The organism is Viridibacillus sp. FSL H8-0110 (assembly GCF_038003565.1).
In the GTDB taxonomy this organism is placed as follows: domain Bacteria; phylum Bacillota; class Bacilli; order Bacillales_A; family Planococcaceae; genus Viridibacillus; species Viridibacillus arenosi.
The window spans coordinates 3,595,211-3,622,194 of sequence record NZ_JBBOPJ010000001.1; the positions used below are offsets into that span (position 1 = coordinate 3,595,211).

General features: G+C 34.9%; 30 protein-coding genes and 1 other annotated feature. Of the genes, 10 read left to right on the forward strand and 20 right to left on the reverse strand.

Annotated features, from left to right (window positions below):
* Positions 1–396 precede the first annotated feature (396 nt).
* The gene (locus tag MHH98_RS18020) at positions 397–1,167 is read left to right on the forward strand and encodes an exosporium glycoprotein BclB-related protein (RefSeq protein WP_051448556.1); all 771 of its coding nucleotides are present in this window, start codon (positions 397–399) and stop codon (positions 1,165–1,167) included.
* Between the two features lie 399 nt (positions 1,168–1,566).
* On the opposite strand, the gene MHH98_RS18025 is transcribed toward MHH98_RS18020, so the two are convergent.
* The 5 genes from MHH98_RS18025 to MHH98_RS18045 form a co-directional block, all read right to left on the reverse strand.
* Positions 1,567–2,028 carry a GNAT family N-acetyltransferase gene (locus MHH98_RS18025; protein ID WP_076034075.1) on the reverse strand — a complete coding sequence of 154 codons (462 nt, stop codon included), beginning with the start codon at positions 2,026–2,028 and terminating at the stop codon, positions 1,567–1,569.
* 82 nt (positions 2,029–2,110) lie between these two features.
* Positions 2,111–3,706, reverse strand: a complete 1,596-nt coding sequence (locus MHH98_RS18030) for a 2-isopropylmalate synthase (protein ID WP_038179546.1) — start codon at positions 3,704–3,706, stop codon at positions 2,111–2,113.
* A 56-nt stretch (positions 3,707–3,762) separates the two neighbouring features.
* Positions 3,763–4,002 (reverse strand) — a binding site (T-box leader).
* Between the two features lie 1,177 nt (positions 4,003–5,179).
* Complete coding sequence (locus MHH98_RS18035; RefSeq protein ID WP_051448557.1) at positions 5,180–5,665, reverse strand: CotY/CotZ family spore coat protein; 486 nt, start codon at positions 5,663–5,665, stop codon at positions 5,180–5,182.
* Positions 5,666–6,066: 401 nt separating this feature from the next.
* Complete coding sequence (locus MHH98_RS18040; protein ID WP_038179550.1) at positions 6,067–7,245, reverse strand: amidohydrolase; 1,179 nt, start codon at positions 7,243–7,245, stop codon at positions 6,067–6,069.
* A 16-nt stretch (positions 7,246–7,261) separates the two neighbouring features.
* Positions 7,262–8,449 (reverse strand): hypothetical protein, encoded by a 1,188-nt coding sequence (locus MHH98_RS18045; protein WP_340713332.1) that lies wholly within the window; start codon positions 8,447–8,449, stop codon positions 7,262–7,264.
* A gap of 410 nt (positions 8,450–8,859) precedes the next feature.
* Between MHH98_RS18045 and MHH98_RS18050 the strand changes: the two genes are divergently transcribed.
* Together MHH98_RS18050 and MHH98_RS18055 are read left to right on the forward strand one after the other, a co-directional pair.
* Positions 8,860–9,843 carry a diaminopimelate dehydrogenase gene (locus MHH98_RS18050; RefSeq protein WP_038179553.1) on the forward strand — a complete coding sequence of 328 codons (984 nt, stop codon included), beginning with the start codon at positions 8,860–8,862 and terminating at the stop codon, positions 9,841–9,843.
* A gap of 320 nt (positions 9,844–10,163) precedes the next feature.
* Positions 10,164–10,580, forward strand: coding sequence for an organic hydroperoxide resistance protein (locus MHH98_RS18055; protein WP_038179555.1), 417 nt, complete (start codon positions 10,164–10,166; stop codon positions 10,578–10,580).
* 262 nt (positions 10,581–10,842) lie between these two features.
* Here the strand turns inward: MHH98_RS18055 and MHH98_RS18060 are convergent, their stop codons facing one another.
* Positions 10,843–11,688, reverse strand: a complete 846-nt coding sequence (locus tag MHH98_RS18060; RefSeq protein ID WP_038179557.1) for a class I SAM-dependent methyltransferase — start codon at positions 11,686–11,688, stop codon at positions 10,843–10,845.
* Between the two features lie 106 nt (positions 11,689–11,794).
* Between MHH98_RS18060 and MHH98_RS18065 the strand changes: the two genes are divergently transcribed.
* Together MHH98_RS18065 and MHH98_RS18070 are read left to right on the forward strand one after the other, a co-directional pair.
* A complete protein-coding gene (locus tag MHH98_RS18065) occupies positions 11,795–12,517 on the forward strand; it encodes an ABC transporter ATP-binding protein (protein WP_038179558.1) in 723 nt (240 codons plus the stop codon).
* Positions 12,514–13,551, forward strand: coding sequence for an ABC transporter permease (locus tag MHH98_RS18070; RefSeq protein WP_038179560.1), 1,038 nt, complete (start codon positions 12,514–12,516; stop codon positions 13,549–13,551). Before MHH98_RS18065 ends, MHH98_RS18070 begins: the two co-directional genes overlap by 4 nt.
* 52 nt (positions 13,552–13,603) lie before the next feature.
* Here MHH98_RS18070 and MHH98_RS18075 read toward each other — a convergent pair whose 3' ends face one another.
* The 5 genes from MHH98_RS18075 to MHH98_RS18095 form a co-directional block, all read right to left on the reverse strand.
* Positions 13,604–15,205 (reverse strand): ABC transporter substrate-binding protein, encoded by a 1,602-nt coding sequence (locus MHH98_RS18075; protein WP_412104672.1) that lies wholly within the window; start codon positions 15,203–15,205, stop codon positions 13,604–13,606.
* 134 nt (positions 15,206–15,339) lie between these two features.
* Positions 15,340–16,338, reverse strand: a complete 999-nt coding sequence (locus MHH98_RS18080; RefSeq protein ID WP_038179566.1) for an inorganic phosphate transporter — start codon at positions 16,336–16,338, stop codon at positions 15,340–15,342.
* Between the two features lie 15 nt (positions 16,339–16,353).
* Positions 16,354–16,974 carry a DUF47 domain-containing protein gene (locus MHH98_RS18085; RefSeq protein ID WP_038179568.1) on the reverse strand — a complete coding sequence of 207 codons (621 nt, stop codon included), beginning with the start codon at positions 16,972–16,974 and terminating at the stop codon, positions 16,354–16,356.
* Between the two features lie 917 nt (positions 16,975–17,891).
* The gene (locus MHH98_RS18090; protein WP_038179571.1) at positions 17,892–18,485 is read right to left on the reverse strand and encodes a histidine phosphatase family protein; all 594 of its coding nucleotides are present in this window, start codon (positions 18,483–18,485) and stop codon (positions 17,892–17,894) included.
* Between the two features lie 40 nt (positions 18,486–18,525).
* Positions 18,526–18,936: a VOC family protein gene (locus MHH98_RS18095; RefSeq protein WP_038179573.1), complete on the reverse strand. Its 411-nt coding sequence runs from the start codon at positions 18,934–18,936 to the stop codon at positions 18,526–18,528.
* Positions 18,937–19,087: 151 nt separating this feature from the next.
* Between MHH98_RS18095 and MHH98_RS18100 the strand changes: the two genes are divergently transcribed.
* Positions 19,088–19,633, forward strand: coding sequence for a GNAT family N-acetyltransferase (locus MHH98_RS18100; protein WP_076065662.1), 546 nt, complete (start codon positions 19,088–19,090; stop codon positions 19,631–19,633).
* A gap of 65 nt (positions 19,634–19,698) precedes the next feature.
* Here the strand turns inward: MHH98_RS18100 and MHH98_RS18105 are convergent, their stop codons facing one another.
* Together MHH98_RS18105 and MHH98_RS18110 are read right to left on the reverse strand one after the other, a co-directional pair.
* Entirely contained in the window at positions 19,699–20,460 is a 762-nt protein-coding gene (locus tag MHH98_RS18105; RefSeq protein ID WP_038179578.1) for a thermonuclease family protein, read from the reverse strand.
* 114 nt (positions 20,461–20,574) lie between these two features.
* Positions 20,575–21,135 carry a phosphatidylglycerophosphatase A family protein gene (locus tag MHH98_RS18110; RefSeq protein WP_038179580.1) on the reverse strand — a complete coding sequence of 187 codons (561 nt, stop codon included), beginning with the start codon at positions 21,133–21,135 and terminating at the stop codon, positions 20,575–20,577.
* A 104-nt stretch (positions 21,136–21,239) separates the two neighbouring features.
* Between MHH98_RS18110 and MHH98_RS18115 the strand changes: the two genes are divergently transcribed.
* From MHH98_RS18115 to MHH98_RS18125, 3 genes are all read left to right on the forward strand, one after another.
* The gene (locus MHH98_RS18115) at positions 21,240–21,962 is read left to right on the forward strand and encodes an alpha/beta hydrolase (protein WP_038179582.1); all 723 of its coding nucleotides are present in this window, start codon (positions 21,240–21,242) and stop codon (positions 21,960–21,962) included.
* Positions 21,963–22,049: 87 nt separating this feature from the next.
* Positions 22,050–22,565 carry a YjcG family protein gene (locus MHH98_RS18120; protein WP_038179584.1) on the forward strand — a complete coding sequence of 172 codons (516 nt, stop codon included), beginning with the start codon at positions 22,050–22,052 and terminating at the stop codon, positions 22,563–22,565.
* 3 nt (positions 22,566–22,568) lie between these two features.
* Complete coding sequence (locus tag MHH98_RS18125; protein ID WP_038179585.1) at positions 22,569–22,997, forward strand: GNAT family N-acetyltransferase; 429 nt, start codon at positions 22,569–22,571, stop codon at positions 22,995–22,997.
* Positions 22,998–23,185: 188 nt separating this feature from the next.
* On the opposite strand, the gene MHH98_RS18130 is transcribed toward MHH98_RS18125, so the two are convergent.
* From MHH98_RS18130 to MHH98_RS18160, 7 genes are all read right to left on the reverse strand, one after another.
* Positions 23,186–23,488: a hypothetical protein gene (locus tag MHH98_RS18130; protein WP_038179587.1), complete on the reverse strand. Its 303-nt coding sequence runs from the start codon at positions 23,486–23,488 to the stop codon at positions 23,186–23,188.
* An 85-nt stretch (positions 23,489–23,573) separates the two neighbouring features.
* Positions 23,574–23,819, reverse strand: coding sequence for a stage VI sporulation protein F (locus tag MHH98_RS18135; RefSeq protein ID WP_038179588.1), 246 nt, complete (start codon positions 23,817–23,819; stop codon positions 23,574–23,576).
* A 15-nt stretch (positions 23,820–23,834) separates the two neighbouring features.
* Positions 23,835–23,993, reverse strand: coding sequence for a YjcZ family sporulation protein (locus MHH98_RS18140; RefSeq protein WP_076034082.1), 159 nt, complete (start codon positions 23,991–23,993; stop codon positions 23,835–23,837).
* 66 nt (positions 23,994–24,059) lie between these two features.
* Positions 24,060–24,425, reverse strand: coding sequence for a stage V sporulation protein AE (gene spoVAE / locus MHH98_RS18145; RefSeq protein ID WP_038179589.1), 366 nt, complete (start codon positions 24,423–24,425; stop codon positions 24,060–24,062).
* A gap of 9 nt (positions 24,426–24,434) precedes the next feature.
* On the reverse strand, positions 24,435–25,445 hold the full coding sequence (locus tag MHH98_RS18150; protein ID WP_051448558.1) for a SpoVAD: 1,011 nt from the start codon (positions 25,443–25,445) through the stop codon (positions 24,435–24,437).
* Positions 25,439–25,894: a stage V sporulation protein AC gene (spoVAC, locus tag MHH98_RS18155; RefSeq protein WP_038179591.1), complete on the reverse strand. Its 456-nt coding sequence runs from the start codon at positions 25,892–25,894 to the stop codon at positions 25,439–25,441. Before spoVAC ends, MHH98_RS18150 begins: the two co-directional genes overlap by 7 nt.
* On the reverse strand, positions 25,894–26,316 hold the full coding sequence (locus MHH98_RS18160) for a YhcN/YlaJ family sporulation lipoprotein (protein WP_038179592.1): 423 nt from the start codon (positions 26,314–26,316) through the stop codon (positions 25,894–25,896). Before MHH98_RS18160 ends, spoVAC begins: the two co-directional genes overlap by 1 nt.
* 130 nt (positions 26,317–26,446) lie before the next feature.
* Between MHH98_RS18160 and MHH98_RS18165 the strand changes: the two genes are divergently transcribed.
* Complete coding sequence (locus MHH98_RS18165; RefSeq protein WP_038179593.1) at positions 26,447–26,965, forward strand: CotY/CotZ family spore coat protein; 519 nt, start codon at positions 26,447–26,449, stop codon at positions 26,963–26,965.
* Positions 26,966–26,984 lie beyond the last annotated feature (19 nt).

A 26,984-nucleotide genomic window follows, 5' to 3' on the forward strand; every position in this document is an offset into this window, starting at 1 on the left:
TAACTTAAAGTAAAAATCAATCTTATAAATAATAGTTGTAATGATAAAGATTATTCTGACTAATATCAAGTATTGATTTCTTTAACTACCCTTCTTTGTATTTTAAGAATTGTATTATTAAATTTAGATTTGAACAATGTTAATCCACCGTGTCATAGCAAAATTATTTTTATCCCTCCCTTTTACTAAGTACTCAATCCAATAAGGATTACCTACATCTTGTTTTTTCCTAATATGAAAACGTGCTTTCTTTTTAATATTGAAAAACAACGATTTTCATAAAATTAATACCTATTAGGTTTAAATTAGTTCTAAAAATATTTATTTTATAAAGTGATGCTTGCCCTTACCAATTATTTTGAAGTGAATAGCATGATAATAATAGGAGGTGAAATAATGAATTATGAGATAAAAAGATGTAATAAGTGCAGTAAATATATCTGTACTTGTAACAATGACCCTGCTCGAGGTCCAAGAGGGAATAAAGGTACTATTGGCCCTGTTGGACCTCCTGGCCCTCAAGGACTTAAAGGTGACCGAGGTCCTAGGGGATTCATGGGTCTTCCTGGAGCTGATGGTGAACGTGGGCATAGAGGCGCCGAGGGCGAACAAGGACCTATGGGTTTAAGAGGTCTCCCTGGAGTGGCTGGGCCTGGCTCAATAATTCCTTTCGCATCAGGTGTTCCTGTTAAACTTACAACTGTTGGTGGACACATTGGAACAACTAGTTTAATCGGCTTTGGGAACTCTGCATCAAACGTTAAGTTAGATGGGACAAAAATAAATCTTACAGGTTCTGCTGGCGCACTTCTGAATTTTGCATTTTCTATTCCTCGTGATGGAAAAATCACTTCGATGGATGCTTTCTTCAGTACTTCAGAGGCTCTATCTCTAGTTAATTCCACCATCACAATTACAGCTCAATTATATCAATCAACAACACCAAATAATCTATTCACTCCTGTCCCAGGCGCTACTGTAACATTATTTCCTAAACTCTCTGGCAATCTTCCTCTAGGTTATGTCAGTCACGGAATCACTACAGGATTAAATATAATGGTAACAGCACAAACACGACTATTGATGGTATTTTCTGCTGCAGCCACTGGTCATTCACTCGATAATATGGTAGGTGGGTATGCTAGCGCAGGTCTTTCAATTAGTTAATTTCTTAAGGTTAACTATCTTAAAAACTACAATTCTTACCTAATAGTTGATGCAAAAAATATCCATAGAATACATCATTATTTGATAAATTAATTTCGGTATTAATTGAAATTATTTAAAGTTTGCTTAATTAATACCATATAATATTACTAGACTAACAATGGCAACTTTTCGTATAAAATAAAACAAAAAGTTGCCTTAATTCGTATTTTCTCTATTTAACTTTCTCTAATATTACACTATTAACTATGCAACAACTGCTTCTAAAGGTGTAATTTTGGTGCGGCTATATACTATTCAGAGATTGTTGAATTTATTATTTTATAAAAATACATCTTTTTTATATGTAAATAATCTATTTGATAAATCATAATTTTCATAGAGACGAAAATTAAATTATTAACCGTTATTATCTACAGTAATTAAATTCAATGTATAATGTCCAAATTCCGTGTCGTGAACGAATCCATGCTTTTCATATAATTTTTTTGCATTTATATTCGTGAGAGCAGTTTCTAATGTTAAATAACTCGCATTTGTTTGTCTACCTAGTTCCATTGCTGACTGTAATAATTGCTGTGCAACGCCAGATTTCCGATTATTATTTGTCACGAACAAGTCATTTAATATCCACGCTTTTTTCATTGATATGGAGGAGTACGTTGGATAAAGTTGTGTAAATCCTACATACTCCTCCCCCTTTTTCGCTACAAATATGACTGAATCCTTATTAGTTAGTCTACTGTGGATGAATTTATAAGCCCCTTCTATATTTGTTTGTTGCTCATAAAATTGACGATACATGTCGAATAACCCCGCTACGCCAACTGTATCAGATAGATCTGCTTGATTAACTTTCACTTCATTACCCTCCTTTTAAAATTACAAGTCCCTCGAACAACAAAAACAACTCCTCGTATGAAGCAGAAGTTGTCTTTGGTATTTAAAGTGATTGTGCAATAGGTTCTTTGTTTATTTCAGGCATTAAATTATCTACAATAATACTATTTACTGCATTAATATAAGCTAAAGCACTTGCCTTAATGACATCTGTATCAGTTGCTTTTGCAATATATTTTTCGCCTTTATATTCTACCTGTAATTTTACTTTCCCTAATGCTTCTTTTCCTCTAGACACACTGCTAATTTTGTACTCTAATAATTTGATATCGATATCAATGATTTCTTTAATCGATGAGTAAAGTGCATCAATTGGACCCGATGCTACTGTAGTGCTGCTTTTGAAAATCTGATCTCCCTTTTTTATTTTGACGCTTGCTGATGGGAAAATTGTATTACTAATTACTTGCAAATCCAACAACTCATAAAAATTTTCACTATGATGGTGAATTTCTTCATTCATGTCATGACGCTCAAAATACTTTTCTACAATAATATATAAATCATGGTTATATACTTCTTTTTTCGCATCAGCCAATACTAAGAAATCTGCAAAAATTTCTTCAAATTGATCATCTGTTAGCTGATTAAAAGCTAATTTTCCGAGTGCATTTTTCACCGCATGACGTCCAGAACGGGCTGTAAGAACAAGCTCCATATCATCTAATCCAACTTCTGTAGGACTAATAATTTCATAGGCATCACGTGATTTTAGTAAACCATCTTGGTGAATACCAGATGAATGTGCAAAGGCGTTATCTCCAGTAATAGCTTTATTCACCTGTACATCAAGTCCCATTAAGCTACTCACAAGCTTAGATGTGTTCATAATTTCCTTTGAATTAATATTTGTGTTTGCTTTGTAGAAAGATGAACGTGTATTTAATGCCATAACAACCTCTTCTAATGCAGCATTACCAGCTCGCTCTCCAATACCGTTAACCGTACACTCCACTTTATCTGCACCATTTTTTATAGCAGCTAATGTATTTGCTGTAGCCATCCCTAAATCATTATGACAATGTACACTTAAAAGCACTTTTTCATTCAGATTTTTTAGGCGGTCATTTAATTTGAATATAAGTTCACCGAATTCCTCTGGCACTGCATAACCAACTGTGTCTGGGACATTAATCATCGTAGCGCCAGCCTTGACGACGGCTTCAATTGTCGACCATAAGTATTCAAACTCAGAACGTGATGCATCTTCTGTAGAATACTGCACTTCTGGTAAAAGTGTCTTAGCATATTTAACAGCTTCAACTCCGATATCTAGAATTTGATTTTTTGATTTACCAAATTTCTTTTCAACGTGAATGTCTGAAGTTCCAAGAACCATATGAATTAACGGCTTTTCAGCATACTTTACACTATTATAAACCGCATCGATATCTGCTTTAACAGCACGTGCTAGGGCAGTAATCATGATATTATCAGTATCCCCAACCTTCATCGCAATTTCTTTTACCGCATTAAAATCTCCGGCTGATGATGCTGGGAAACCAGCTTCAATAATATCAACTTGTAATTTCTTTAACTGATGAGCTACTTCTAGTTTTTCGTATAAATTCAGTTTCGCCCCCGGTACTTGTTCCCCATCACGTAAAGTCGTATCAAACACCCATATTTTTCTCGACATTTCACATACACTCCTTTTCTTTTTTAAATAATAAAAAGCCCCGCCTCTATAGAAACTATAGAGACGAGGCTGTGCTCGCGGTACCACTCTAATTGATCCATGCCTAACATGAACCCACTCACTTTGATGGCTATCACCACCTATTCTTTTAACGGCAGAATCCCGACATCCGCTACTATTATTTCACGGAGTAGCTCTTGGACGAGTTCAAAGGCAAATAACTACCGATTCTCACCAACCACCGGCTCTCTGAATAGCTTATTTTTCCTCTTACTATTTCCAATCATTGCTCACTCATTATTTGATTAGTTTTGATTCTAACCCCAGAATTCTTTTTAGTCAACATAATTATCAGAAAAATATAAATTTTCTTTTAGGAATATTTTAGGTGTTTGATACAACAATCTATTTTGATATAAAAAACATCTCTCCCCTATAATCGAAAGTATTAGACAACAACGAAAGGAGTATACAGATACATTCCGATTTTACTACCCTTCTTCTCAATCACAAGACAAGCGAATTACAGGAAGCAAAAAAAATACATGAATGAGAAAAGAACATGAGTTAATTATTCATGTCCAACCAATTGACTATCTACAAGCTTGTCCATAATGTCAGATAAGGGCTATCCTCAGTAAAGGGAAGAAAACATACCCATTAATAAAAACTTAAAAGGTAAATCAAGTGTTTTTTGGGGGAATATTTGGCTGTCTCCAGGAAATCTATATACGAAAGAATTCAAAACTTTTTGCAAAGTCACGTGGATGGAACATCGATGACATATGCTGAGAAACAGACGCAAACTCCGAAACCTCTGTGGACCATGTTTTGCAACGTTGGATCACACAAGGAGGAAAAATCGAACATCTGGCAGTATAGGATTGTTTGAATCATAAAAAACTGACAGGAAGAAATCTGTAATTACCATCAATTACGATTCACGAATACAGTCTTTGTAGGCTGGAAAACAAGATACGTAGAGATAGAAGGTGCACTAACTTTAATTTCTGTTAATTAAAAAAGAATATTGAAATTAATGAATTGAAAATAACTTAAAAAAGAAGACTCGAAAATACAGGAAGCGAATTTGGCCCCAATACTAAATCATATACATTTAACAACTAAGAAGTTCTTCGTTTTATTTTATGAAATCTGTTGTTTGTCTCGTTTTTATTAACTTTTTCTCTAGGTTCTATCTTTATAACATCCATTTCTAAATTGGGAGTGTTGACATTTTACATATCAAAATTAGACGTTCCGTTTGATCGACGCCTACACTTTTTTTCATTGCAGAGCTTTTCTTATAACAAAATGTCCAGTCCTACAAACATACACTAATAATATTTTCAAAAATGTAATGATAAAGAGTTCATTTCAATGTAAGAAAGACGAACTGGGGGAGCTTTAATCAGCAACTGAGTAGATGCCCAAATTGTTGAAACTTGCAGTGAGTTCTGGCATGTTTTCATTCTATAAACAAACAGCAGGCAGACATTGAATGCCTGTAAAGCTTGAAATATCAACTGTTATACATACACATGTTGAAATCAAATCTTCTACATCTTCACAATCAAGCTGACAACAAGGGGAGCATATATGATCTTTAGTATTAGCAACACATTTATTATGGTTTTTAAATTTTAATAATTCCAAAACTACACAGTCATCCTTTAATTCTACTATTTTGAAAATGAATGTTAAAAAACAAACAAATTTTTCTTTTTTTGAACAATCGTCAAAGCAAGTAGTCACGCCTTCAACCTTAAACGCTTCACAATTACAATATAAAATAAAAGGTATTGTATTGTTCTTATTTGGTTTAAATAACTCTCCAAGTGGTGACTGGCATGAAAATTCGCAGTTATCATTCTTTTTCTTCCTAACATTTCTTTGTTCATGTAGTATTTTTTCCAATGTCTTTTTTACACATTTACTATCATTGTGACACTTCTCCACAAAAATCGACTCCTTTTATGTTCAGTACATCCTTGCAATATCATATGGAACTGCATTCTAAATTAATAGGTTATTTACCTGTTGTCATTATAAAAATTTTTAGACGTTCTGAACAAGCTCAATCAACTAATTCAACTCAACAAACTAATCAAGTATATTAATTTCAGTAATCTTAGGGAAAATAAAAAAGGTGACTTTTTGTTCTACTTTGAACGAAAGGCCACCTTTCTCTCTTTTTTCTCAACATCGAAGTCTGTTCTTGACATATAAAGCTATACGAATACTTCTACACCCTTATCGTTTACAATTAAAAATAATGGCAAACAATCGTATTTACTGAAACTTAGCGAGGGACTTCTTAATTATTAAAAGTAGTCAAGTACATGCTTTGATGAAAAACATTAGTTATTTCTCTTTAAAAAATTCACTGCGTATTGTACAAATAACTCTGAACCAACTTTCAATGTATCTTCATCTACATTGAAGCGTCCATGATGGTGTGCCCATTGTGAATCTTTTTCAGCATTACCACAGCCAACTAAAGCAAAACAACCAGGTACTTTATCAAGATAGAAACTGAAATCTTCTCCGCCCATTGTAGGATCATCAAGATAATATGATTCTTCTCCGAATGATTGTTCAATGACTTGACGTGCTAACTCTGCACTATCTTTATCATTGATGACAGCTTGTGTACCATAGTTATACTCAACTTCGGCAGTACCACCATAAATTGCGGCAATTTGCTCTGCATATTGATGAATTTGTGCTTCTATATGTTGACGAGTCTCTACATCAAAGCAACGAACCGTCCCTTCAAGAACTGCATTTTCTGCAATAACATTAAAACGAGTGCCTACCTCCATTTTACCTATTGTTAGTACGGCTGGACGTAACGGGTTAACTGTTCTCGATACAACTGTTTGTACATTTAATGCAAATGATGATGCAATCATTACTGCATCAACCGTATCATGCGGCATTGCAGCATGACCACCGCGACCTTTAAATATCACTTTAAAGAGATCTGCTGATGCAAATGATGGGCCAGGTGCACATTGGATTTTATGTGAAGGAATTTGCGACCAAATGTGAATTCCAAACACATTATCAACACTCTCAACTGCTCCTTGACGAACCATCTCCTTAGCACCTGTTGCCACTTCTTCTGCTGGTTGGAAGATTAAGCGCACTTCTCCTTCTAGCTCATCTTTTATTTCATTTAGAGCTTTTGCAGCAATTAATAACATTGCTGTATGAGCATCATGTCCACATGCATGCATTTTGCCATCTTCTTGTGAGTGATATTCAAGCTCACGATTTAATTCATAAACAGATAAAGCATCCATATCTGCACGAAGAGCAACCGTTTTACCTTGCTTCCCACCTGTAATATCAGCAATTACACCAGTTGGTTCAGTTTTTCTATACGGAATGTTCAGTTGTTCTAAATAATCGCATACAAACTGAGTTGTTTTAAACTCCTGCCATGATAACTCTGGCTCTTTATGTAGTTTACGACGAATGGCGACTAACTCATCATTATAACTTGCAATAATTTCTTTTATATTTTTCCCCATTTGAAGGACCCCTTTATTATTTAATCCAGGTTACAAATAAGCCTGCTAATACAACAGAAACTATCGTAACTGTGATGAAACCACCAACAAGCATCGGTGGAAGCATATGACTTGTTAAAAATTCACGTTCTTTTTTATCTGATGTTACAGCGTTCACAACTTCATTTGTAATAATATAATCTGCTGGGAAGCCATATAAGGCTGTTAATGATACAGCAAACGCCATATTTGGACTTACTTTTAAAATTTTTCCTGCGATAAATGAAAAGATATACATGCCAATTACTGCAAGAACGATACTAACTATTAAAGGTGTAATTATTCGTAGCATCATTTCTGGTGTAGCATTTTTTAAACCATCAAAAATAAATAACATTAATGCCATGATGGCAAAACCGAAACCATTTGCCTTTTGTAAAGGCTGCTTTTCTAAGAAACCTAGTGAAGTAGCAATTACACCAAATAGTAAACATAGTACTAATGCATTTACTGTAATAATTGGAGCTAATGCAGTTGATGTAAAATACGCTAAACAGCCAACAATGGCTAATCGGAAAAATTTGAAATAATCCGTATTGTAGCGATCAGGTAGTTTCTTAAATATTTTTGGTTTTTCTAGTTTTTCCTCTTCTTCAACTGTTATTTCCTGAGCTTTTATCTCACCAGAACGATATAGCTTTAATAACCGATTCCCTTCTTTTTTTAAGAAAATTGACGTTAGTGGATAACCAGCAAAACCTTGAATAACATATATGACAATTGCGAAAACAGCTAGATCATCATACCCTGCATTCGCTGCTCCCTCAGACATAATAAGAGCTGAAACTAATCCACCAACTAGTGGAGGAATCGCAACAATCATCGTTTGCAGATCGAAAATCAAAGCGCCTATCGTAAATAAGATAACGATGATACCTAAAATTCCTGATAGTGCAATAACTATCGTTTTCCATTGATTTCTTAATTCTTTCAATGAAAGTAAAGTACCCATGTTAGTAATTAATAAGTACATCATCATTGTTGCTACGATTGCTGGAATACCTGCAATCTCTACAATATTCTTCGGAAAAAACGTCCAATACCCCAATAAAAACAGTACAGCGCAAACAAATACAGACGGAATCCATGCTTTCGTTTTAGTTGCCACAACATCGCCAATATATAAAATCCCTAATAATATAACAAGGGCAAGCATTTGAGCCATAATATAACCTCCAATTAATAAAATTTGTAATATTACAATAACATTAAATTTTCTGAATATGTATATAATTAATATATTTCGAGAAAATATTAACTTTAACTAGCTAATTTATAACGTAAATCACATATAGATATTTTGATATAGATAAACACCTTTATTAAAATAGTAAATTTATTCCTTACCAGCGATAAAATTACTCACATAAGAATAGCTTTTTCTCTCAGTAACATTAATGCAATAATGAGGAGAAGCCATCTCCTCCGCGAAGTACTATCTACATGACTTACAAGCTCAAACAACCCCTTCCCTCTCACTATTAATCTCATGTATAGCATTGTGAATTTTCAAAATTAAAAGTACAATTGGAATTATATTTATTGATACTATACATATTTTTAGGAGGAAAGTCTTTGAGTAAAATTCGAATTGGTATTGTAGGTTATGGTAATTTAGGACGTGGCGTTGTAGGGGCAATTGCCCAAAACCCTGATATGGAATTAGTGGCAGTATTTACTCGTCGTGACCCTTCTTCATTAAAAATCGAGAGCGCTAATGTCCCAGTATATGCGGTAAATGATGCAGAAGAATTTAAAGATGCCATTGATGTCATGATCTTATGTGGGGGATCTGCTACGGACTTACCGGAGCAAGTACCTCATTTCGCTCAATGGTTTAACACTATCGACAGCTTTGATACACACGCCAAAATTCCAGCTTTCTTTGATGCAGTAAATGCAGTTGCAGAACCTGCAAATAAAGTAAGCATCATTTCAGTTGGTTGGGATCCAGGTCTATTTTCATTAAACCGTCTTTTAGGAGAAGCAGTGTTACCTATTGGCAATACTTATACTTTTTGGGGTGATGGCTTAAGTCAAGGCCACTCTGATGCAGTTCGTCGTATTGAAGGCGTTAAAAATGCAGTGCAATATACATTACCAATTGAAGTGGCAGTAAATCGCGTACGTAATGGTGAAAATCCAGAATTAACTACTCGTGAAAAACATGCTCGCGAATGTTTCGTTGTTTTAGAAGATGGCGCAGATGCTGTGAATATCGAAGAACAAATTAAAACAATGCCAAACTATTTCTCTGATTATAATACAACTGTAAATTTCATCTCTGAAGATGAACTTGCTACAAATCATAGCGGTATGCCACATGGTGGGTTCGTTATTCGAAGTGGTGAATCTAACGCGGAGCATAAGCAAATTATGGAGTTCTCTTTAAACTTAGAAAGCAATCCATACTTCACATCAAGTGTCCTAGTTGCCTTTGCACGTGCTGCTTACAAACTTAACAAAGCTGGCGATAAAGGAGCTAAAACAGTTTTCGATGTACCTTTTGGCTTGTTGTCACCAAAATCAGCAGCAGAACTTCGTAAAGAATTATTATAAGAGATTAAAAATAAAAGGCTGGCTCTGTCTTCATGACAAGTTAGCCTTTATTACATTAGTTAAATTACCAAGATTCACTAAAAAGCTTCCGTCATATTGACTTTTATCCTCTCGACAACTATGATGAATAGTGATTCTTACAAAAGACTCAATAATCTCAAACAAGAAACCTTATGCTGCCTTCTATCAATTGAAGGGTCCGTAAGGTTTTTTGTTATTCTACCGAATTTTAACAACTGAATACTCAATCATTATTTTTGACTATGCAAATTATGTCATGTACAGTTGAAGGGTATCAAAATAATAAATGAGGTGACGAAATGGTCGTATACTTTACATCAGAAGCAACTGCAAAAAATGGTAGAGATGGTCATGTAAAATCGAATGATGGCATAATTGATTTAGATTTAAAAATGCCAAAGCGAAATGAAACTCCAACAGGCTCCAATCCAGAACAATTATTCGCTGCAGCCTATTCCGCATGTTATGATGGTGCCCTCAATTTAGTAGCTAAAAATGAAAATGAAACTATTGATTCAACTGTTACGGCTAAAGTTAGCTTAGTGAAAGATGAAGCCGATAATGGCTTTAAAATCGCTGTCACTTTAGAAGTTGAAGTGAAAGGTGTATCACAAGATGTAGCCGAACAGTTAACAGCTAAAGCACATCAAACTTGCCCTTATTCAAAAGCAACTCGTGGTAATGTTGATGTAAATATCGTTACAAAAGCAATTTAAAAATAATTATATATCCCTATGCTTTTACTTTGCATAGGGGTATTTTTTTATTTATTAAAAAAGAGTTAAATTCATTATTATAGAAACATTGATTTCTAAAAGTTACGAGAAGAAATGTTGTAAAAATAGAAGAAAAGGTTTAAACCTAACTCAAATTGAATTACTAAATAGAATAACCGATGATGAACAAACCTTTACTAATGAAAACCACTTCTCTAAAATTAAAGCCGACTCAGCATTAATCAATCAGTAGAATCTATATCTAATTACTTATTAGTACATATGTAGACATCGGTTTTATAGCATTTCTTTGTATTGCATCTTTAAGTATTAATATTTCAGTTTGCAGTAATAGGACCAACTTTTTTGGAATATACTCTACAGCCAGAAGCTCTTTGGCATAATCTTGGATAGTAAAATCCACTTCCCATTCTCCATCCTGTAATTCCGGAGAGTAAATTATATTCTCTTTTTGGATCTCCCACCCGGCTTGTTGAATGATTTTCTTAATATCCTCCGCCGTAAATAATGACCGGATGTTCGAAATACTTGTTTCTTTAAATGTTTCAAATTGAGCTTGAATCAATACAGCCAGAAAATGAGGATACTGTTCAATACTTGTTACCCTTGCATCCCATTCTGCAAAGCATAATGTTTTCCCCCATTTCCTAGCTTTCTTTAATACGACTGCTAGCTGCTCGGCTGACTGGAAATACCAAGAACAGTGCGATAACACAACCACATCAAATGATTTTTCTGAAAAATCGATTTCATCCGCAATCACATCTGTAGCTAAATCTATTTGTATTTGCGCACCTAACTTTGAGGCTTTTAAATGACAGGCTGCTTCTCCTAAAGTGATTGGACTACCATAATCTGCATCCGCGACATCAATACCATGGACAAAGCCTCCTTCACCTACTAGATGTGCTAATACTGCAGTAGTATCCCCTTGTCCACAACCTATTTCCAGTACACTCATCCCTTTTTTGATTGACCAAAACTGCGCTAACTTCAAACGATGCGCCGTTTGAATTTTTTGAATTGTACTATCGTCACCATATATGGCCATACAGTCTATAATTTCTTCTATTATTCTTTCTTCCATCTAGTTCCTCCATTACGCAAATTGATATTGTAATATCTTCCATACTAAATTAGACTATGTGAACAAGCAACTCAATTTATTAATGTGTATAAAAGGAGTGAATTTTATGTCCTCAATCCAATTAACAGATGTACAAAAGCACTTTCAAAAAAGATCCATTATTCAAAATGTCAGTCTGTCTATTGACTCAGGAAAAATTTTCGGTCTAATCGGTCCATCTGGTTGTGGTAAAACAACATTAATCAAACTAATAGTAGGTATGTTAAAAGCGGATGCAGGTCAAATAGAAGTTTTTCAGCAAACTGTACCAAATTACAATTTACTCAAAAGAATCGGCTATATGGCACAATCCGATGCATTATATAGCGATTTAACGGGAATGGAAAATATGCAATTTTTTGCGAAGTTATATTCATTAAATAAAAAAGAAAGAGACAAACGTATTGCTTATGCTGCGGATATTGTCCAACTTACAAATGCTCTTTCTCAAAAGGTTGAAAACTATTCTGGTGGTATGAAACGAAGACTCTCTTTAGCCATTGCACTACTTCAAAATCCAGATATTCTTATTTTAGATGAACCAACTGTAGGAATTGACCCTGCTCTAAAACTCACAATTTGGCAAGAGCTCGAACGTCTGAAAAAAGTAGAAAAGAAAACCATTCTTATCACTACACATGTAATGGATGAAGCTGAAAAGTGCGATGAACTCGCCTTAATGAAAGAAGGTAAAATAATCGCTAATGGGACGCCTACTAAATTAAGAAAAATTTATGACGCAGACACATTTGATGAGGTGTTTTTACGAGCTGGAGGTGCTAAAACATGAGGATTGTAGCTTTAGTAAATAGAATTATTCAGCAAATGCTAAGAGATAAACGGACACTTGCACTACTATTTCTTGCACCTCTCCTCATCTTAAGTCTGATGTACTTTATATTTCATACAGAAGATCATTCTCCGAAGCTTGGCATAGTTGGTGGAAATACTAAAATAATTAAAGCATTAGAAAATGCTAATATTGAAGTAGAAAAGTATAACCAGCTTTCTCAAGAAGAGGCACTTGCTAAAGACTTAGACGGTTGGTTAACACTTGAAAATAAGCAGCTTACTTTGACGTTACAAAACGATTCACCTAGTAAAGCAAAGACATTACAAATGCAGGTGAAACAAGCACTTACAACCCTCCAAATGAATAGTATGTCTAGTAAAATACCGACGCTTGGAGTAACTACAAATTATGTATATGGAGATGAAGATACACAGTTATTTGACATCATTAGTCCTATCTTAGTCGGCTTCTTTGTATTCTTTTTCGTCTTCCTCATTGCAGGAATTGCATTATTAAAGGAACGTACAACAGGCACATTAGAAAGGTTATTAGCTACACCTATTCGCCGTCATGAAGTTGTACTTGGTTATTTAATCGGTTACGGAATTTTTGCTGTCATTCAGACATCAATTGTCGTACTTTATGCTGTAAAAATACTTGATATTGTTCTAGTTGGATCTATTTGGTATGTGCTACTGATTAATTTATTGCTCGCATTAGTTGCCTTATCATTAGGCATTCTATTATCTAGCTTTGCATCTTCAGAATTCCAAATGGTTCAATTTATACCACTAGTCATTGTTCCGCAAATTTTCTTTACAGGATTATTCCCACTGGATGGCATGGCGGATTGGTTACTTTCAATCGGTAAAATTATGCCTCTTTACTACGCTGCGGATGCTCTTACGGGTGTTATGTATAAAGGGTTTGCATTTGCAGATATCGTTATCGACCTCGGTGTATTACTATTATTTTCAGTACTATTTATTTTCTTGAATATCATAGCGCTAAAAAAATACCGAGCTATATAATATCGTTTACAAAAAACAACACGCTCTAAAAAACGAGCGTGTTGTTTTTATTTTATTCTACAGAGACATTCTTTAAATCATCAGCTTCTGTAGGATGTGCTTTAAAGTTTTTCACTGATTTAGATGCTGCTAATAGTGGTGTGGAATGTACTAATGGCAATACCGGTGCTTCTTTATGCAAAATAAGTTGAATTTCTTTATATAACTCTTTCCGTTTTTCTACATCCTGTTCAGAACGACCAGCTTGCAGGAGTTTTTGAACTTTGTCAATTGAAAATTGAGAGTTATTTAACGACCCGTCACGATCAAAGAACAAAGATAATAAATTGTCAGGATCTCCATTATCACTTGTTCCACCAAGTAAAAATAAATCTGCTTCACCTGCTTTTGTTTTCTCTAAATATGTCGCCCATTCAAACGACACAATTTTCGTTTTAATCCCCACATCCTCTAAATTCTTCTGAATCGCTTCAGCAACCTTTTGGCCATCTGGCATATATGGACGTGGTACAGGCATTGCCCATAACTCTAATTCTTTACCATCATAACTAGACTCTTTCAATAATGCTTTCGCTTTTTCAGGATCATAATCATATAAAGGCGTATCTTCGTTATAGCCTAAAGCTGTGGGTTGCACTGGATTTTTTGCTACCAATGCTTTCCCTTCAAAGAATGTGTCCGCAATCACTTGACGATTGACTGAATGGCTAATAGCCTGACGTAACTTTATATCAGTAAATGGTGCTTTATTTGTTGTCATCCCTAAATATCCGACATTAAATGAAGGGCGTTCAATTAAAGTAATTTGGTCATTTTGTTCAACTGTGGAAATTGATGCAGGTGCTACACCATCTGCAATATCAATTTCTCCACTCATTAATGCATTTAACCTTGCTGCATTATCTGGCATTGCTTTGAAAATGACACTATCCAGCTTTGGTAAACCATCTTGCCAGTAATCATTGTTTTTTGTCAAAACGACTGAATCATTTCTTTTCCATTCTGAAAATTTAAATGGACCTGTCCCTACAGGATTTTCTCCAAATTTCCCCCCGTCTTTTTCAAATGCAGTTGGACTTGCAATTGAAAAAGCCACCATTGCTAAATTATTTAAAAGTGGAATCATTGGTTTCTTTAATTGAATGATGAATGTATAATCTCCATCAGCTTTCACACTTTCAATAATATGATTTTCGTCGCCTTTAAAGCCACCGAACATGTCTGCATAATAAGGAAATTGATCTGCACTACCATTCATCCAACGTTCGAAGTTTTTAACAACAGCCTCCGCATTAAAGTCTGTACCATCATGAAATTTAACATTTTCCTCTAGCATAAAAGTATACGTCTTACCATCATCAGAAATCTTCGTATCCTTAGCTAGTCCAGCTTGTGTAGAAGTATCTTGTTCTCCAAATACTAATAATGTCTCAAAAATATTGCGTGCTACTTTGAACGATTCACCGTCGGTTACTGTACTAGGGTCCAATGACACTGAATCCGCTCCGCGACCATAAACAACAGTCTGCTTGTCATTGTTATTTTCTTTTCCGTCTGATGACTTTTCACCTTTTGAGTCGTCAGTTGAACATGCTACCAATATGAAAAGCATAGCCATTACGACAACAATGATTCCTAATCTCTTATTCTTCACAATAATCCCCCCACATCCTATTTTCTTCCTTCTATCAATTATAAGTATATTTTCATAATTTTCAAATAATAATGTAAATAAAAAATGCCTGCAACCGATTTGTGATCAGTTGTCAGGCAGTTGTTAGCTAAGTTTTAGAAAAAGAAATCTAAAATGTAGAATATCAATGCAGCCATTGCTGCTGATGATGGCATTGTAATAATCCAAGTCATAATAATTTTACGAGCTACTCCCCATTTAACACCTTTCACACGTTGTGCAGCTCCTACCCCCATAATAGCGGAAGAAATAACATGTGTAGTACTAACTGGTAAGTGAATTAACGTTGCACTAAAGATAACTGAAGCAGAAGCTAAGTCGGCTGCTGCACCGTTAACTGGGCGCAATTTCATAATTTTACCACCAACTGTTTTGATGATTTTATAACCACCGATTGAAGTACCAAGTCCCATTGCTAATGCTGCAGAAACTCGAACCCAACCTTGAATGTCATCGCCAGTTTGTAATCCTCCAGCGATTAAAGCCATTGTCATAATACCCATTGCTTTTTGCGCATCATTCGTACCATGTGTAAACGATTGAAGTGCAGCAGTACAAATTTGTAAATATCGAATTCCTTTATTTGTACGATACAAATTTGCATTTTTGAAAATGACTTTGAATAAAGACATCATCAAGAAACCAGCTGCTATAGCAATAAAAGGTGATAATAATAAAGCTTGTAATATTTTCACGAAACCTGTGTAGTTCAAGATACCAAAACCGGCTGCTGCAATAGCAGCACCAGCGATAGCACCAATAATCGCATGAGATGAACTAGACGGAATTCCATAATACCAAGTAATTAAGTTCCAAATAATTGCTGCAAGTAATGCAGCTAATATAATCACAGAACCATTTGATAATGCGAAAGGATCTACGATGTCTTTCGTAATTGCCTTTGCAACACCTGTAAATGTGATTGCCCCTATAAAGTTCATAATCGCAGCCATAATTACTGCTACTTTAGGTGGCAAAGCTCGTGTCGATACTGATGTAGCAATGGCATTTGCTGTATCATGGAAACCATTGATAAAGTCAAATGTCAGTGCAAAAATAACAACTAAAACTGTTAATAAGAGTATTGTATCCATTCGTGACTCCTGCTCCTATGCATTACGCATAATAATAGTTTCCATAGTATTCGCTACATTTTGGCAATCATCTGCAATATCCTCTAATTGTTCATAGATATCCTTGAACTTAATAAGTTGGATCGGATCTTTTTCATGCAAGAATAGTTGCTTAATGGATGTACGAAGCACTTCATCACATTTGCTTTCATAATCTTTTATTAAAATGGCATGATCACGCATACCAATTAGGTTTTTCGTTTTTAATAAGTCCATAGCTTTTACAATTTCATCAGCACTTTTCACAATATAACTGATAAATGTATTCATTGACTCATCGATATCGATTAACGCGAACATGTCAAAGTGTGCAATACATTCTTCCATACCATCAAGAACGTCATCCATACTGTTTGCAAGCGCTAAAATATCCTCTCTTTCAATTGGGGTCATAAATGATTTATTCAGCATCACGATTAATTCATGAATGAGAGAATCCCCATCCGTTTCATATTTTTTCATTCGTTTGCTAATTTCTTCTAAGTCTTCCAAACTCTGAATACGGAAATCGTTGGCATAATGCATTGCCTCTTGCACATTAATGGCAATTTTTGCTAAAACTTCAAAGAATGGATCTGGCTTTTTTCGATTAAACATAAATTCCTCCTGAAAAAGTTAGTGTCAAAACATATATTTGTCCTGAACGCTAAATTAGCTTAACAATAATTTAATAGAATATCTGCTATTTTTACATATTCTATGACAACTTTTACAATTCTGTAACATTAGCGTTCACAAATTCGAAAAAAAATTGTTCCAATGTGGAATATTACATGATTTTTTTTATCGAATTTTGTCGAAAAATATATATTTCGGTGCAAAAAAACCCTTGAATATCAGGGTCAATCCATTGATAAATATAACATTTCTTTGTCAATATCAACTTTCTTTGTAAACGATTTATTTTTCGACAAAATACCTACCATTTTAATACAAAATGTAGGTTTTACAATTTACAAAGCTAACGATATTGGCTAAAGAAAAGTCTTTTTTCCGTTAATGAGACAACAAATATGAGTCCAACTTCAAAAACTACAGACTCGTTAAACATTTGTGGGAATCCTTGTATACCATCAAAGATAAATCCAACAATAACAGATGCAATTATTCATACACCACAGACAACTTCTCTCATCCATCAAAATCCACAGAAATACAAAAAAAGAAAATGGTAATAAAACTAATGAAAGTAGGGAAAATTGAAAATGAATTATAACAAATTCATTTCACAGTAGTATGTCCAACATCAAAAAAAGCAATCATGTAAATATCAAATATTGATTTTTTAGACCATTCCCTATTTTTGTATTAATTAACAATTACACCTTCACTACTCTTATTACTTTCCGATATCGAGTACTAGCTGTAACCTCATATCATACTGCTCCTTATTAATCATATCAATTTTTGATCCTTTCTTGACACAGCTGTTAAATATCCTACATTTTTAAAAGCTCCTTTTTCAAACGCATTTTCAAAGAAATAAAAAAGATGTGCATAATTTCATACACATCTTAAATCTTTCCTGTTTCACTTACTTGCGACAAATGTGATGATTGATTAAATTCGCCAAGTAACCATCTATCTTCTTGTATCGTAATATAACTGACGCCTGCATTAGCTAATCGTACTTCCTGTGGAAAAGAATCGCCATTCTCGAGTAGTGTAAAGAGCGCATGAATTACCGCTCCGTGAGCTACTAGAATGACTCGGTCATTTGGATACTGCTCGAAAATTTCAACAAGTCCATTTCGTAACCTTGTAAGCACTGAGTCCAATGATTCTTGATTTGGATATTGTTTATCTGGAAACGCTTTTATACGTTCTTCCATATCCATACCTTCTGCTTCACCGAAAGAACGTTCTTTAAACTCCTCAATTTCAAATAAGGGTATGTGTAATTGTTCGTTTATTATTTCTGCTGTATGTTTTGCTCTTGTTAATGGACTTGTATAAATTGCAGCCCAGTTAGTATTTTTGAAAAATACACCACATTCTTTTGCTTGTTGGATTCCTCTGTCATTAAGAGGTACATCTGTTACACCTTGCAACCTCCCTAGTGCATTCCAATCCGTTTCTCCATGTCTTACTACACAAATTTCTGTCATGTGAGTACCTCCTAAAGCATCTTTACATTAGAGTATCATATTAAATTCCAGCTGTATGCATTAACACTACTCTCCAGCCATCAGGGTCTTCGATTGTCTTACCTTCCTTTTCCCAATAAGGGTTTTCTGGAGGAACTGCATTATAGCCTAATTCTCTTAATCTCTCGATAATCGTATCAATTTGTTGTTGATTTGGTATATAAAATACAATTAAATTATCTTTAGTTGGTGCTGGACAAGGACTGCCATTTTTGTGCTGGGTAAATTCCAAATGATATGTTGCCGTTGGGAGCCCAATCAATAAACCTTCATAATCTTGCCCTGTAAATGATCCAATTTTCGTCAATCCTATACCTTTACAATAAAAATGCTCAACTTGTCGTAACTGATCTGTAGGTCTAGCAACCCTAACTTGTGTAACTAACATATTTTCTGACCAATCATTATTCATATTTACCACCCCTTTGAAAGGATATTACCATTTAATTAAACTTATTAATTCCTTCATAAGATTGAGCAACATCTCACCCTTTTGATGTATACTATTTTATTTTTTCAGCAATACACTGCATAATAAAATTAGATTGAAAGGGGATATACATATGGATTGGTTTGGAAAACTGAATGAATATTTTCCAGTTGAGGAAATGAAATCACGTCAACATATAGAACTTTTACTGAAAGATAAAATAGATATTTATAAAAAGGTAGAGGACGAAAAATACGTATTAACATATGTAGATCACACTGATTTTATATTTGTCGATTATTTATATGTTTCCTTAACTGCACGTGGTGAAGGATTGGGTGGTAAAATTTTAGAACATTTAAAAGGTAATGGCAAACCAATTTTATTGGAGGTAGAGTCACTTGCTCAAGCTGAAGATGACACAGAAAAACGATTACGCTTCTATAAACGTCACCATTTCAATCTAGCTACACAGATTTGTTATTGCAGGCATCATGTAAAGACAGGCGAACCTCTGAAAATGGATATCCATTACTGGGCACCAACGGGTGTTGCTGAAGAAGAAATACTTGGACAAATGAAATGGGTATATGAAAATATTCATGCGTACAAAGATGAATTTCTTTATGGAGCAAAGTATGAACCGACGGATAATGTATTATTTATGACTAAAAAATAATAAGTGGAAAAATAACTATTAAAAAAAGGACTTCTCACAATTCTGTGAAGTCCTTTTCCTAATATTTAACTGGCTTTTTTAAAACCAGCTTGCTCCGCTTCTTTTTCAGTACAGAACATTTCTTCTTCTTTAACTGCATCATAATTGTTAGAGCCCGGCATATGATACAGCTTATTCCCTTTACTATTTATATTACCTTTAATAGAACAACTTCTATTGTTCGTTTTATTTGAGCTATCGGATTTATTTGAGTTTTTTGATTGCCCTTCAGTAGGCACCCCACTTCTCACAACCGATTTATCAAAACCTCTATTTGTTACATAACCGTCATATTGCCAAATTCCTTTTCTCGATGCTTTTGCTTCATTTTGAATTTTCTCAAAAGCTTTCACATTTGTCGTATTCGGTTCATATATATAACCAACACGTACAAGACCTTCACGGATTAGTTGCTCTTGAACACTTTTCCCATCCGCATATGTATAGGCAAGAAGGCGACCATATTTATCTTCATGTTCACCAACATCAAATTGAATTGAAACTTGCTTTGCGTTGTTCAATATTTCACGATTACGAGCCTGCGCTTCTCGTCCAAAAGGTTGTTCACCTAATTGTTTATGGTACATTTCAGGTGCATCTACTAATAAATAGCGTACTTTCTTTGTTTCGCCATCGTATTTTACTTTAATCGTATCACCGTCCATGATACTTACTACTTCGACATCTATTCGCTTTTCTGATTCTTCTTTTTTTGTCACTGTAGCTTCTGTACATGCTTGTAGTATAAATACTAGACAGCCGATAAGAAGGAGTCCCCATTTTTTCATTGTCATCACCATCGTAATCTTAACATAAACTATTAGTTATCGGCTTACTTTCAGGATTTAAAGCAAAAAAATACCCAGTCTTCGTCAGAAGGCTGGGCAATGACTAGATTTGTATTAATCTGTTGTAGTACCGTATGGTTCAATATCTTTGATCGATTTTCCTTGCTCTTCTAAATCACGAATGCGGTGTGCAAGACGTGATGCAGCAGAGGCAGCAATGCTTCCTACTAAATCATCTAGGAATGTATGAACACCTTCACCCGCTTTTGTATCAAGTTGCTGTATTATTCCGATTTTCTGTTTATCTAAATGTCCAAAAGTTGTTACAGCAATACTACCGTAAGTAAATACTGCTCCTAAAGCAATTGTCTCATCAACTCCAAATAATCCTTCATCGGATTCAACTAATTGTTGTAGTGGCGCTGACAGTAACTTTTTCTCTGCTAATTCATCTAGCTCAATCCCTACTAAAATTGCATGTTGAATTTCACGTTTATAAAGTACTTTATCAACCGATTCAATACAATGATCTAGAGATAGTCCTTCATTATATGCAAATTGCATTTCATACACAATTTCCGCGATATCCTTTAATGTTACACCGCGACGTTCTAAAGCATCGCGTGCCGCTTTAGCGACTACTTCAGATGAAACTTGAAGTTTTTTGTTATACATGACTCATCCTCATTTCCAAATTAATAGTCCTTTATTATTACTATTATACCTTTACTTTCTTATATGTTACAATTTCCGTACAGAAAACTGAAGGAGTGACGGCTTTGAATCGTGGCACAATCACAGATATAGATTTTTTCAGTGAATCCTTACAAGAGGACATTCATCTATTAATTTACTTACCTGCAAGCTATTCACCACTTTATAAATACTCAGTGTTAATCGCATCTGATGGCAAAGATTATTTCCAACTCGGTCGAATCTCACGAGTAGTAGATGACTATTTGGAGCAAGGCGATATCGAAAATTTAATAATTGTAGGTGTACCTTATAAAAATGTTGAGGATCGACGACAAAAATATTTGCCAAATGGAGAGAAGCATCAAGCTTACTTACGCTTTTTAGCACATGAACTTGTTCCTTATATAGACGAGCATTACTCTACATATCAAATGGGGATGGGTCGAGCGTTGATTGGAGATTCGCAGGCTGCGACAGTATCTTTACTAGCAGCCATCCAATATCCGAATATATTTGGTAAAGTATTAATGCAGTCACCTCTAGTAAATGATAATGTTTTAGAAAAAGTGCAACAGGTACAAGATGTTCATGCTTTTTCAATCTATCACGTTATTGGTACAAAAGAACATGAAGTAGTAACTATGGATAAGAGTATAAAAGATTTCCTTACTCCTAATCGTGCATTACATGAGTTGATAGTCAACAAAGGCTTTTCTACTTTCTACGATGAATTCGAAGGAAATCACTCGTGGAAGTTTTGGCAACCTGACTTAAAACGTGTCATAAAACAAAACTTTAGTATTTAACATGTATTTCACAATGAATATTAACTTTTTTCTGTTATACTGAAAATTAAGAAAAGCTATATAAAACTACTTAGGGGGTACGGAATTATGAAATACGGTATTGTTGCATTTCCATCTAAGAAATTACAAGATTTTGCGAATTCATATAGAAAAAGATATGACACGCATTTCTCTAAAATCACACCTCATATTACTTTAAAAAGTGCTTTTGAAGTAGATGACTCAAAAGTGAACGAAGTTACTAATATGCTCCAAGAAATTAGTAAACAATTTAAACCGCTTTCAATTCACGTATCAAAAGTAAGTTCATTTGCGCCAGTGAACAATGCTATCTATCTAAAAGTAGAAGCAACAGAACAGCTTCAAAAATTACATGATACATTGCATGCTACTTCATTCGGACAAGAACCAGAATATAAATTTGTTCCGCATATTACTATTGCACAAGATATGTCCTCAGGTGAGCATGATGATATTTATGGTCAGCTACGCATGACAGATGTTCATTCCGAAGAAGTTATTGATCGTATTCATTTACTTTATCAATTAGAAGACGGTTCTTGGACGGTACACGAAACGTTCCGACTGTCTGGAGCTGAGTAATTATTGGTTTTTGCTAAAATTGCTGAGACAGAGAAAGAGTTACGAGATGCTTTCTTTGTTCGGGAGGAAGTCTTTGTTAAAGAGCAAGGTGTTCCTCTTCCTTTAGAAAAAGATGAATACGACAAAGAAGCAACACATTTCGTAGCATACAATGGCGAAGAACCGATTGCAGCAGGCAGAGTAAGAATTGTTGACGGTAATATCGCTAAAGTTGACCGTGTTTGTGTATTACCTGATTTTCGAAGAAAGCAAATCGGTGTTTTAATGATGACACACTTAGAGAAATACGCTAAGAGTCATCAATTAGCAAAAGTGAAATTAAATGCCCAAACTCACGCTATTCCTTTCTACGAAAAACAAAATTATATTATTACATCACCTGAATTTTTGGATTCTGGTATTCCATATCGCGCAATGGAAAAGGAATTCTAATAATAAGTTGCTAAAATGCTGACCAATCGGCGTTTTAGCAGCTTTTTTATTTTATCAATAAATATTTTTAGCTTTTTTTCATTTATTCTACAGCAAAAAAAGCCAACCACGGTTGATTGTAAACTCAACCATGGATTGGCTCCTTTTTATTATTCGAAGTACCGTATGATAATCGTCTATAGTATTTTTCAAACATATTTACTATAATATTTACCTCTATCAGTAACCTTTAGTTCAAATTTTGATAACTCTGCTGGGTTAGGATGGATGAATTGTTGATGAACTTGAAGGGAGTTCCCACGATTTTTGTTTTTTTCATGGTTCAATTGCATTTCAGTAAGTTCAGCACGCATATCAAGCTCTCGTTCAAAATGAGATTGCTTTTTTACTTTTGCAACTGCATTAACATGAGCATAATTATATGCTTTCATGTTAATACGTTCTGCATATTGCATTGCTTGAAATGGCTGAACTGGTAGAATGTAGCCCATCACAATTTCCTCCTATACTATCACTTTTCCTGCAAAGACATATTTTCGATTAAAGTTAGTATATTACTGAGAATATTATTTTATGCTATAACATTTTTTGGATTTTATTTAAATCTAAAGATTTACCATCTTTTAAGATAGATGCGACGATTTTTTCTTCTAGCTCTTTTGTTACTGGTTTATTTGCTAGTTGAGATACTTTACGAATAATTTGTCGAATCTGGCGTTCGTCTTGAAAATCTGCATATTGAATAGCATTTGCTAATGCAAGTACATCTTCCATTGGTACGCCCGTTTTTCCTTCTATTTTTCGAAAGAATGAGCTTTGCATTTAAGTCCCCCCTTTTTAACCCATAAAGCTTGCGCCAACAATAATCAACAAGATGAATAGAACAACGATTAGAATAAATGTTGAACCATTGCCGCTATTGCCGCCATAGTAGCATTCGTTTCCGCCGCCGTAGCCACCGCCGTAGCCGTAACCATAACCTGAGAATCCAGACATAAGAAATCCCTCCTCTCTCTCACCGTATTGTATGCAACGGTTTACAGAAAGAAGAGGGCGTTTGAACTAGTCGATATTTCCTTTTGATCGAAAAATTAAAGCTCCTATAAATCCAAATATGATGGCCGCACTAATACCCGAACTTGTCACTTCAAACATACCCGTTAAAACTCCTATCCAACCATGCCTTTCAACTTCTGCTAAAGCACCGTGTGTTAGAGAGTTACCAAAAGACGTAATAGGGATTGTTGCGCCTGCACCAGCAAAATCAATAAGTGGCTCATATAAGCCAAAGCCATCTAAGATTGCACCTGTGACAACAAGTATGGACAATGTATGTGCAGGTGTTAATTTACCGACATCCATCAGCAGTTGACCAATTACACAAATCAATCCGCCAACAATAAATGCGATTATAAAAGAAGTAAACATTTTATTCCCTCATTTCATCGTTACTTCGATTGCATGTGCAACGGTTGGAATCGATTGATTTTGTTGCACAGATAACGGAGACAAGAGAGCGCCTGTTGCTACTAACAGTACTCGCTTCATCCGTCCGCTTTTTAGTTCTGCTAGTATTTCGCTAAAAAAAACAGACGCGGAGCACCCTGCTCCACTTGCACCAGCTAAAAACAATGGATTATCTCCGTAATACTCAGCTCCGCCATCGCGAACTGTTTCTAACTGTTTTGTCGTAAATCCAGCTTGCCTTAACATTTCTTTTAAAATAGGCAAGCCCACTTTTCCAAGATCACCTGTCATAATAACATCGTAATCTTGTACAGTTTGACCTCTACCTTTTAAATGTTGTTTAATCGTTGAAAAAGCTGCTGGTGCCATTGCTGCCCCCATATGAAATGGATCTGATTGTTGAAAATCCGCTACTTTTCCGAAAGTCGCAGCCTCAATGCATGGTTCTCCTTCTTGATGTTTACCAATAAGAACATAACCTGCAGCAGTTACAGTCCATTGTGCAGTTGCTGGTTTTTGACCTCCATAATCGACAGGATATCTGAATTGCCTTTCAATCGCATTATGCTGACTTGCAGCCCCAGCGATTGCATAATGGCTACCACCTAGCTCCGTTAGTAAGCTAGCGATAATAACGGCTGAGGTTGATGTAGCACACGCTGAGTACATACCGATAAAAGGGCTTCCAATAGTAGCAGCAGCAAAATTCGTTGGCGTCATTTGATTGACTAAATCTCCACCTATAAAGAAATCTACTGCATCCTTAGTCAACTTCTTTTTTTGTAATGCGATTTGTGCAGCTTCTTCAATCAAATGTTGATGTCCTTGCTCATTTGTTTTTTGATCTGCCCTTTCATCATCTAGTACTAAATCGAAATTCCGAGCAAAAACACTTCTCTTCTCCAATGGCCCAACTACTACTCCGGCTGCTAAAATGGACGGCTTAGATGGAAAATAAATTACACCTTTATCCATCACCATTGAGTCACCCCAATCGTTACTAAAATTAATTTAACAAGTGCTACAAAAAAGGCAGATACAACTCCGAACACAATAACCGAACCTGCTAATTTGAAAATATTTCCACCTACTCCGAGCACTAAACCTTCTGTCTTATGTTCAATAGCTGCTGAAATAACTGCATTACCAAAGCCGGTAACTGGTACTGCTGACCCTGCTCCTCCAAATTGACCTAGCTTTTTATAAAGTCCAAATCCAGTCAGTAATAATGAAATGAATATCATTGTTGCTACCGTTGGATTACCTGCTGTACGCTCTGTAAAATCAAAATTCATAATATAGAAAAAAGAAATGGCTTGTCCGATTACACAAATAATACCTCCAACTAAAAAAGCTTTTAGTAAATTTAATCCAATTGGCGTTTTAGGTGACAGTTTTGTTTGTAATTGCTCGTAATCTTTTTGATTCATCAGGTTTCTTCCTTTGCAAGATCTTGTAATTTCTTAATTTTCTTTTTTAGTTCTTTTTCAGTTAACTCTTTTTTCATAAGCTTTTGTGTTTCCCAAGATATTTTAAAGTCAGTACTAACAAGTACTTCTTTATCAGGAAATTCTTTTTCAAATTTCTTCTGTAAACCTTCTTCGATTTTGGTTCGTTTTAATTTTGAAAAAGGTTTTATCTGCACACCCACTAAAATAACATCATCCACGAAGACCGCAGTACCTTTTTCAATCGATTTTTCATCATTCAGAAGCTTTTCAATAGTCGATTGCGATCCATTATCCCCTGCTGCATGGTACGTGGCAAATTTCTCCTTCTGTTCTCCACTACAAGCGACCATTAACTGAATACAACATATTAATAACAAAAACCTTAAAACGTTTCTCTTCATATACTTCACCTTTTTTTAAAAACAGTATGCGTTTATTTCGAAAAATTATGCATAACTGAGGCAGTTGCCCTAGTTCATTTTCTAAAAAGACATATTGTATAAGGAGATTGAAAAGGGGGTGAAATTAAAAATGGGATGCGGAAGAAATGATAATGCAGTAGGTCACAAAGTTTCAAAAGGATGTGTTTGCGACGTAGTACGCGCAATTAAAGACATTCAAGACCAAAACGTTGATGACGGTTGTGGCCCTTGCCCAACTAACTGTTTCCTAGAACCTCTTGGCGGATTAGTAAGCCCTGCACGAACACAAGCTAATACACGTGTATTTATGCTATTAAACAAAGACGGTACTCCTTTTAAAGCGTTTTTCAGAACTAATGCTTCTGGCGATCATCACTGTTTCTCGGTCTTTTTCCGAGTAGAGGATATTTTCGACGGTTGCTGTGCTACTTTACGTGTATTAATTCCTTTAAAACACGGTAATCATGTAGCTGATTTGTTAACAGATTGCGGCAATGAAGTAGATTTATCAATGATTTGTAAAGTTGTAAATTGGGAAGCATCTACTAGCTGTGTTACTGTTGACTTAAATTGCTTCTGTGCAGTTCAATGTATAAAAGACGTCTTTTTAGAAGATGTATGCGACTAATATCAAGTCAAAGGACTTT

Coding starts and splice junctions, on each gene's coding strand:
- MHH98_RS18020 (WP_051448556.1), top strand. CDS start 397: ATGAATTATGAGATAAAAAGATGTAATAAGTGCAGTAAATATATCTGT.
- MHH98_RS18030 (WP_038179546.1), bottom strand. CDS start 3,706: ATGTCGAGAAAAATATGGGTGTTTGATACGACTTTACGTGATGGGGAA.
- MHH98_RS18040 (WP_038179550.1), bottom strand. CDS start 7,245: ATGGGGAAAAATATAAAAGAAATTATTGCAAGTTATAATGATGAGTTA.
- MHH98_RS18045 (WP_340713332.1), bottom strand. CDS start 8,449: ATGGCTCAAATGCTTGCCCTTGTTATATTATTAGGGATTTTATATATT.
- MHH98_RS18055 (WP_038179555.1), top strand. CDS start 10,164: ATGGTCGTATACTTTACATCAGAAGCAACTGCAAAAAATGGTAGAGAT.
- MHH98_RS18060 (WP_038179557.1), bottom strand. CDS start 11,688: ATGGAAGAAAGAATAATAGAAGAAATTATAGACTGTATGGCCATATAT.
- MHH98_RS18065 (WP_038179558.1), top strand. CDS start 11,795: ATGTCCTCAATCCAATTAACAGATGTACAAAAGCACTTTCAAAAAAGA.
- MHH98_RS18070 (WP_038179560.1), top strand. CDS start 12,514: ATGAGGATTGTAGCTTTAGTAAATAGAATTATTCAGCAAATGCTAAGA.
- MHH98_RS18080 (WP_038179566.1), bottom strand. CDS start 16,338: ATGGATACAATACTCTTATTAACAGTTTTAGTTGTTATTTTTGCACTG.
- MHH98_RS18085 (WP_038179568.1), bottom strand. CDS start 16,974: ATGTTTAATCGAAAAAAGCCAGATCCATTCTTTGAAGTTTTAGCAAAA.
- MHH98_RS18090 (WP_038179571.1), bottom strand. CDS start 18,485: ATGACAGAAATTTGTGTAGTAAGACATGGAGAAACGGATTGGAATGCA.
- MHH98_RS18095 (WP_038179573.1), bottom strand. CDS start 18,936: ATGAATAATGATTGGTCAGAAAATATGTTAGTTACACAAGTTAGGGTT.
- MHH98_RS18100 (WP_076065662.1), top strand. CDS start 19,088: ATGGATTGGTTTGGAAAACTGAATGAATATTTTCCAGTTGAGGAAATG.
- MHH98_RS18105 (WP_038179578.1), bottom strand. CDS start 20,460: ATGAAAAAATGGGGACTCCTTCTTATCGGCTGTCTAGTATTTATACTA.
- MHH98_RS18110 (WP_038179580.1), bottom strand. CDS start 21,135: ATGTATAACAAAAAACTTCAAGTTTCATCTGAAGTAGTCGCTAAAGCG.
- MHH98_RS18120 (WP_038179584.1), top strand. CDS start 22,050: ATGAAATACGGTATTGTTGCATTTCCATCTAAGAAATTACAAGATTTT.
- MHH98_RS18130 (WP_038179587.1), bottom strand. CDS start 23,488: ATGGGCTACATTCTACCAGTTCAGCCATTTCAAGCAATGCAATATGCA.
- MHH98_RS18135 (WP_038179588.1), bottom strand. CDS start 23,819: ATGCAAAGCTCATTCTTTCGAAAAATAGAAGGAAAAACGGGCGTACCA.
- MHH98_RS18140 (WP_076034082.1), bottom strand. CDS start 23,993: ATGTCTGGATTCTCAGGTTATGGTTACGGCTACGGCGGTGGCTACGGC.
- spoVAE (WP_038179589.1), bottom strand. CDS start 24,425: ATGTTTACTTCTTTTATAATCGCATTTATTGTTGGCGGATTGATTTGT.
- MHH98_RS18150 (WP_051448558.1), bottom strand. CDS start 25,445: ATGGTGATGGATAAAGGTGTAATTTATTTTCCATCTAAGCCGTCCATT.
- spoVAC (WP_038179591.1), bottom strand. CDS start 25,894: ATGAATCAAAAAGATTACGAGCAATTACAAACAAAACTGTCACCTAAA.
- MHH98_RS18160 (WP_038179592.1), bottom strand. CDS start 26,316: ATGAAGAGAAACGTTTTAAGGTTTTTGTTATTAATATGTTGTATTCAG.
- MHH98_RS18165 (WP_038179593.1), top strand. CDS start 26,447: ATGGGATGCGGAAGAAATGATAATGCAGTAGGTCACAAAGTTTCAAAA.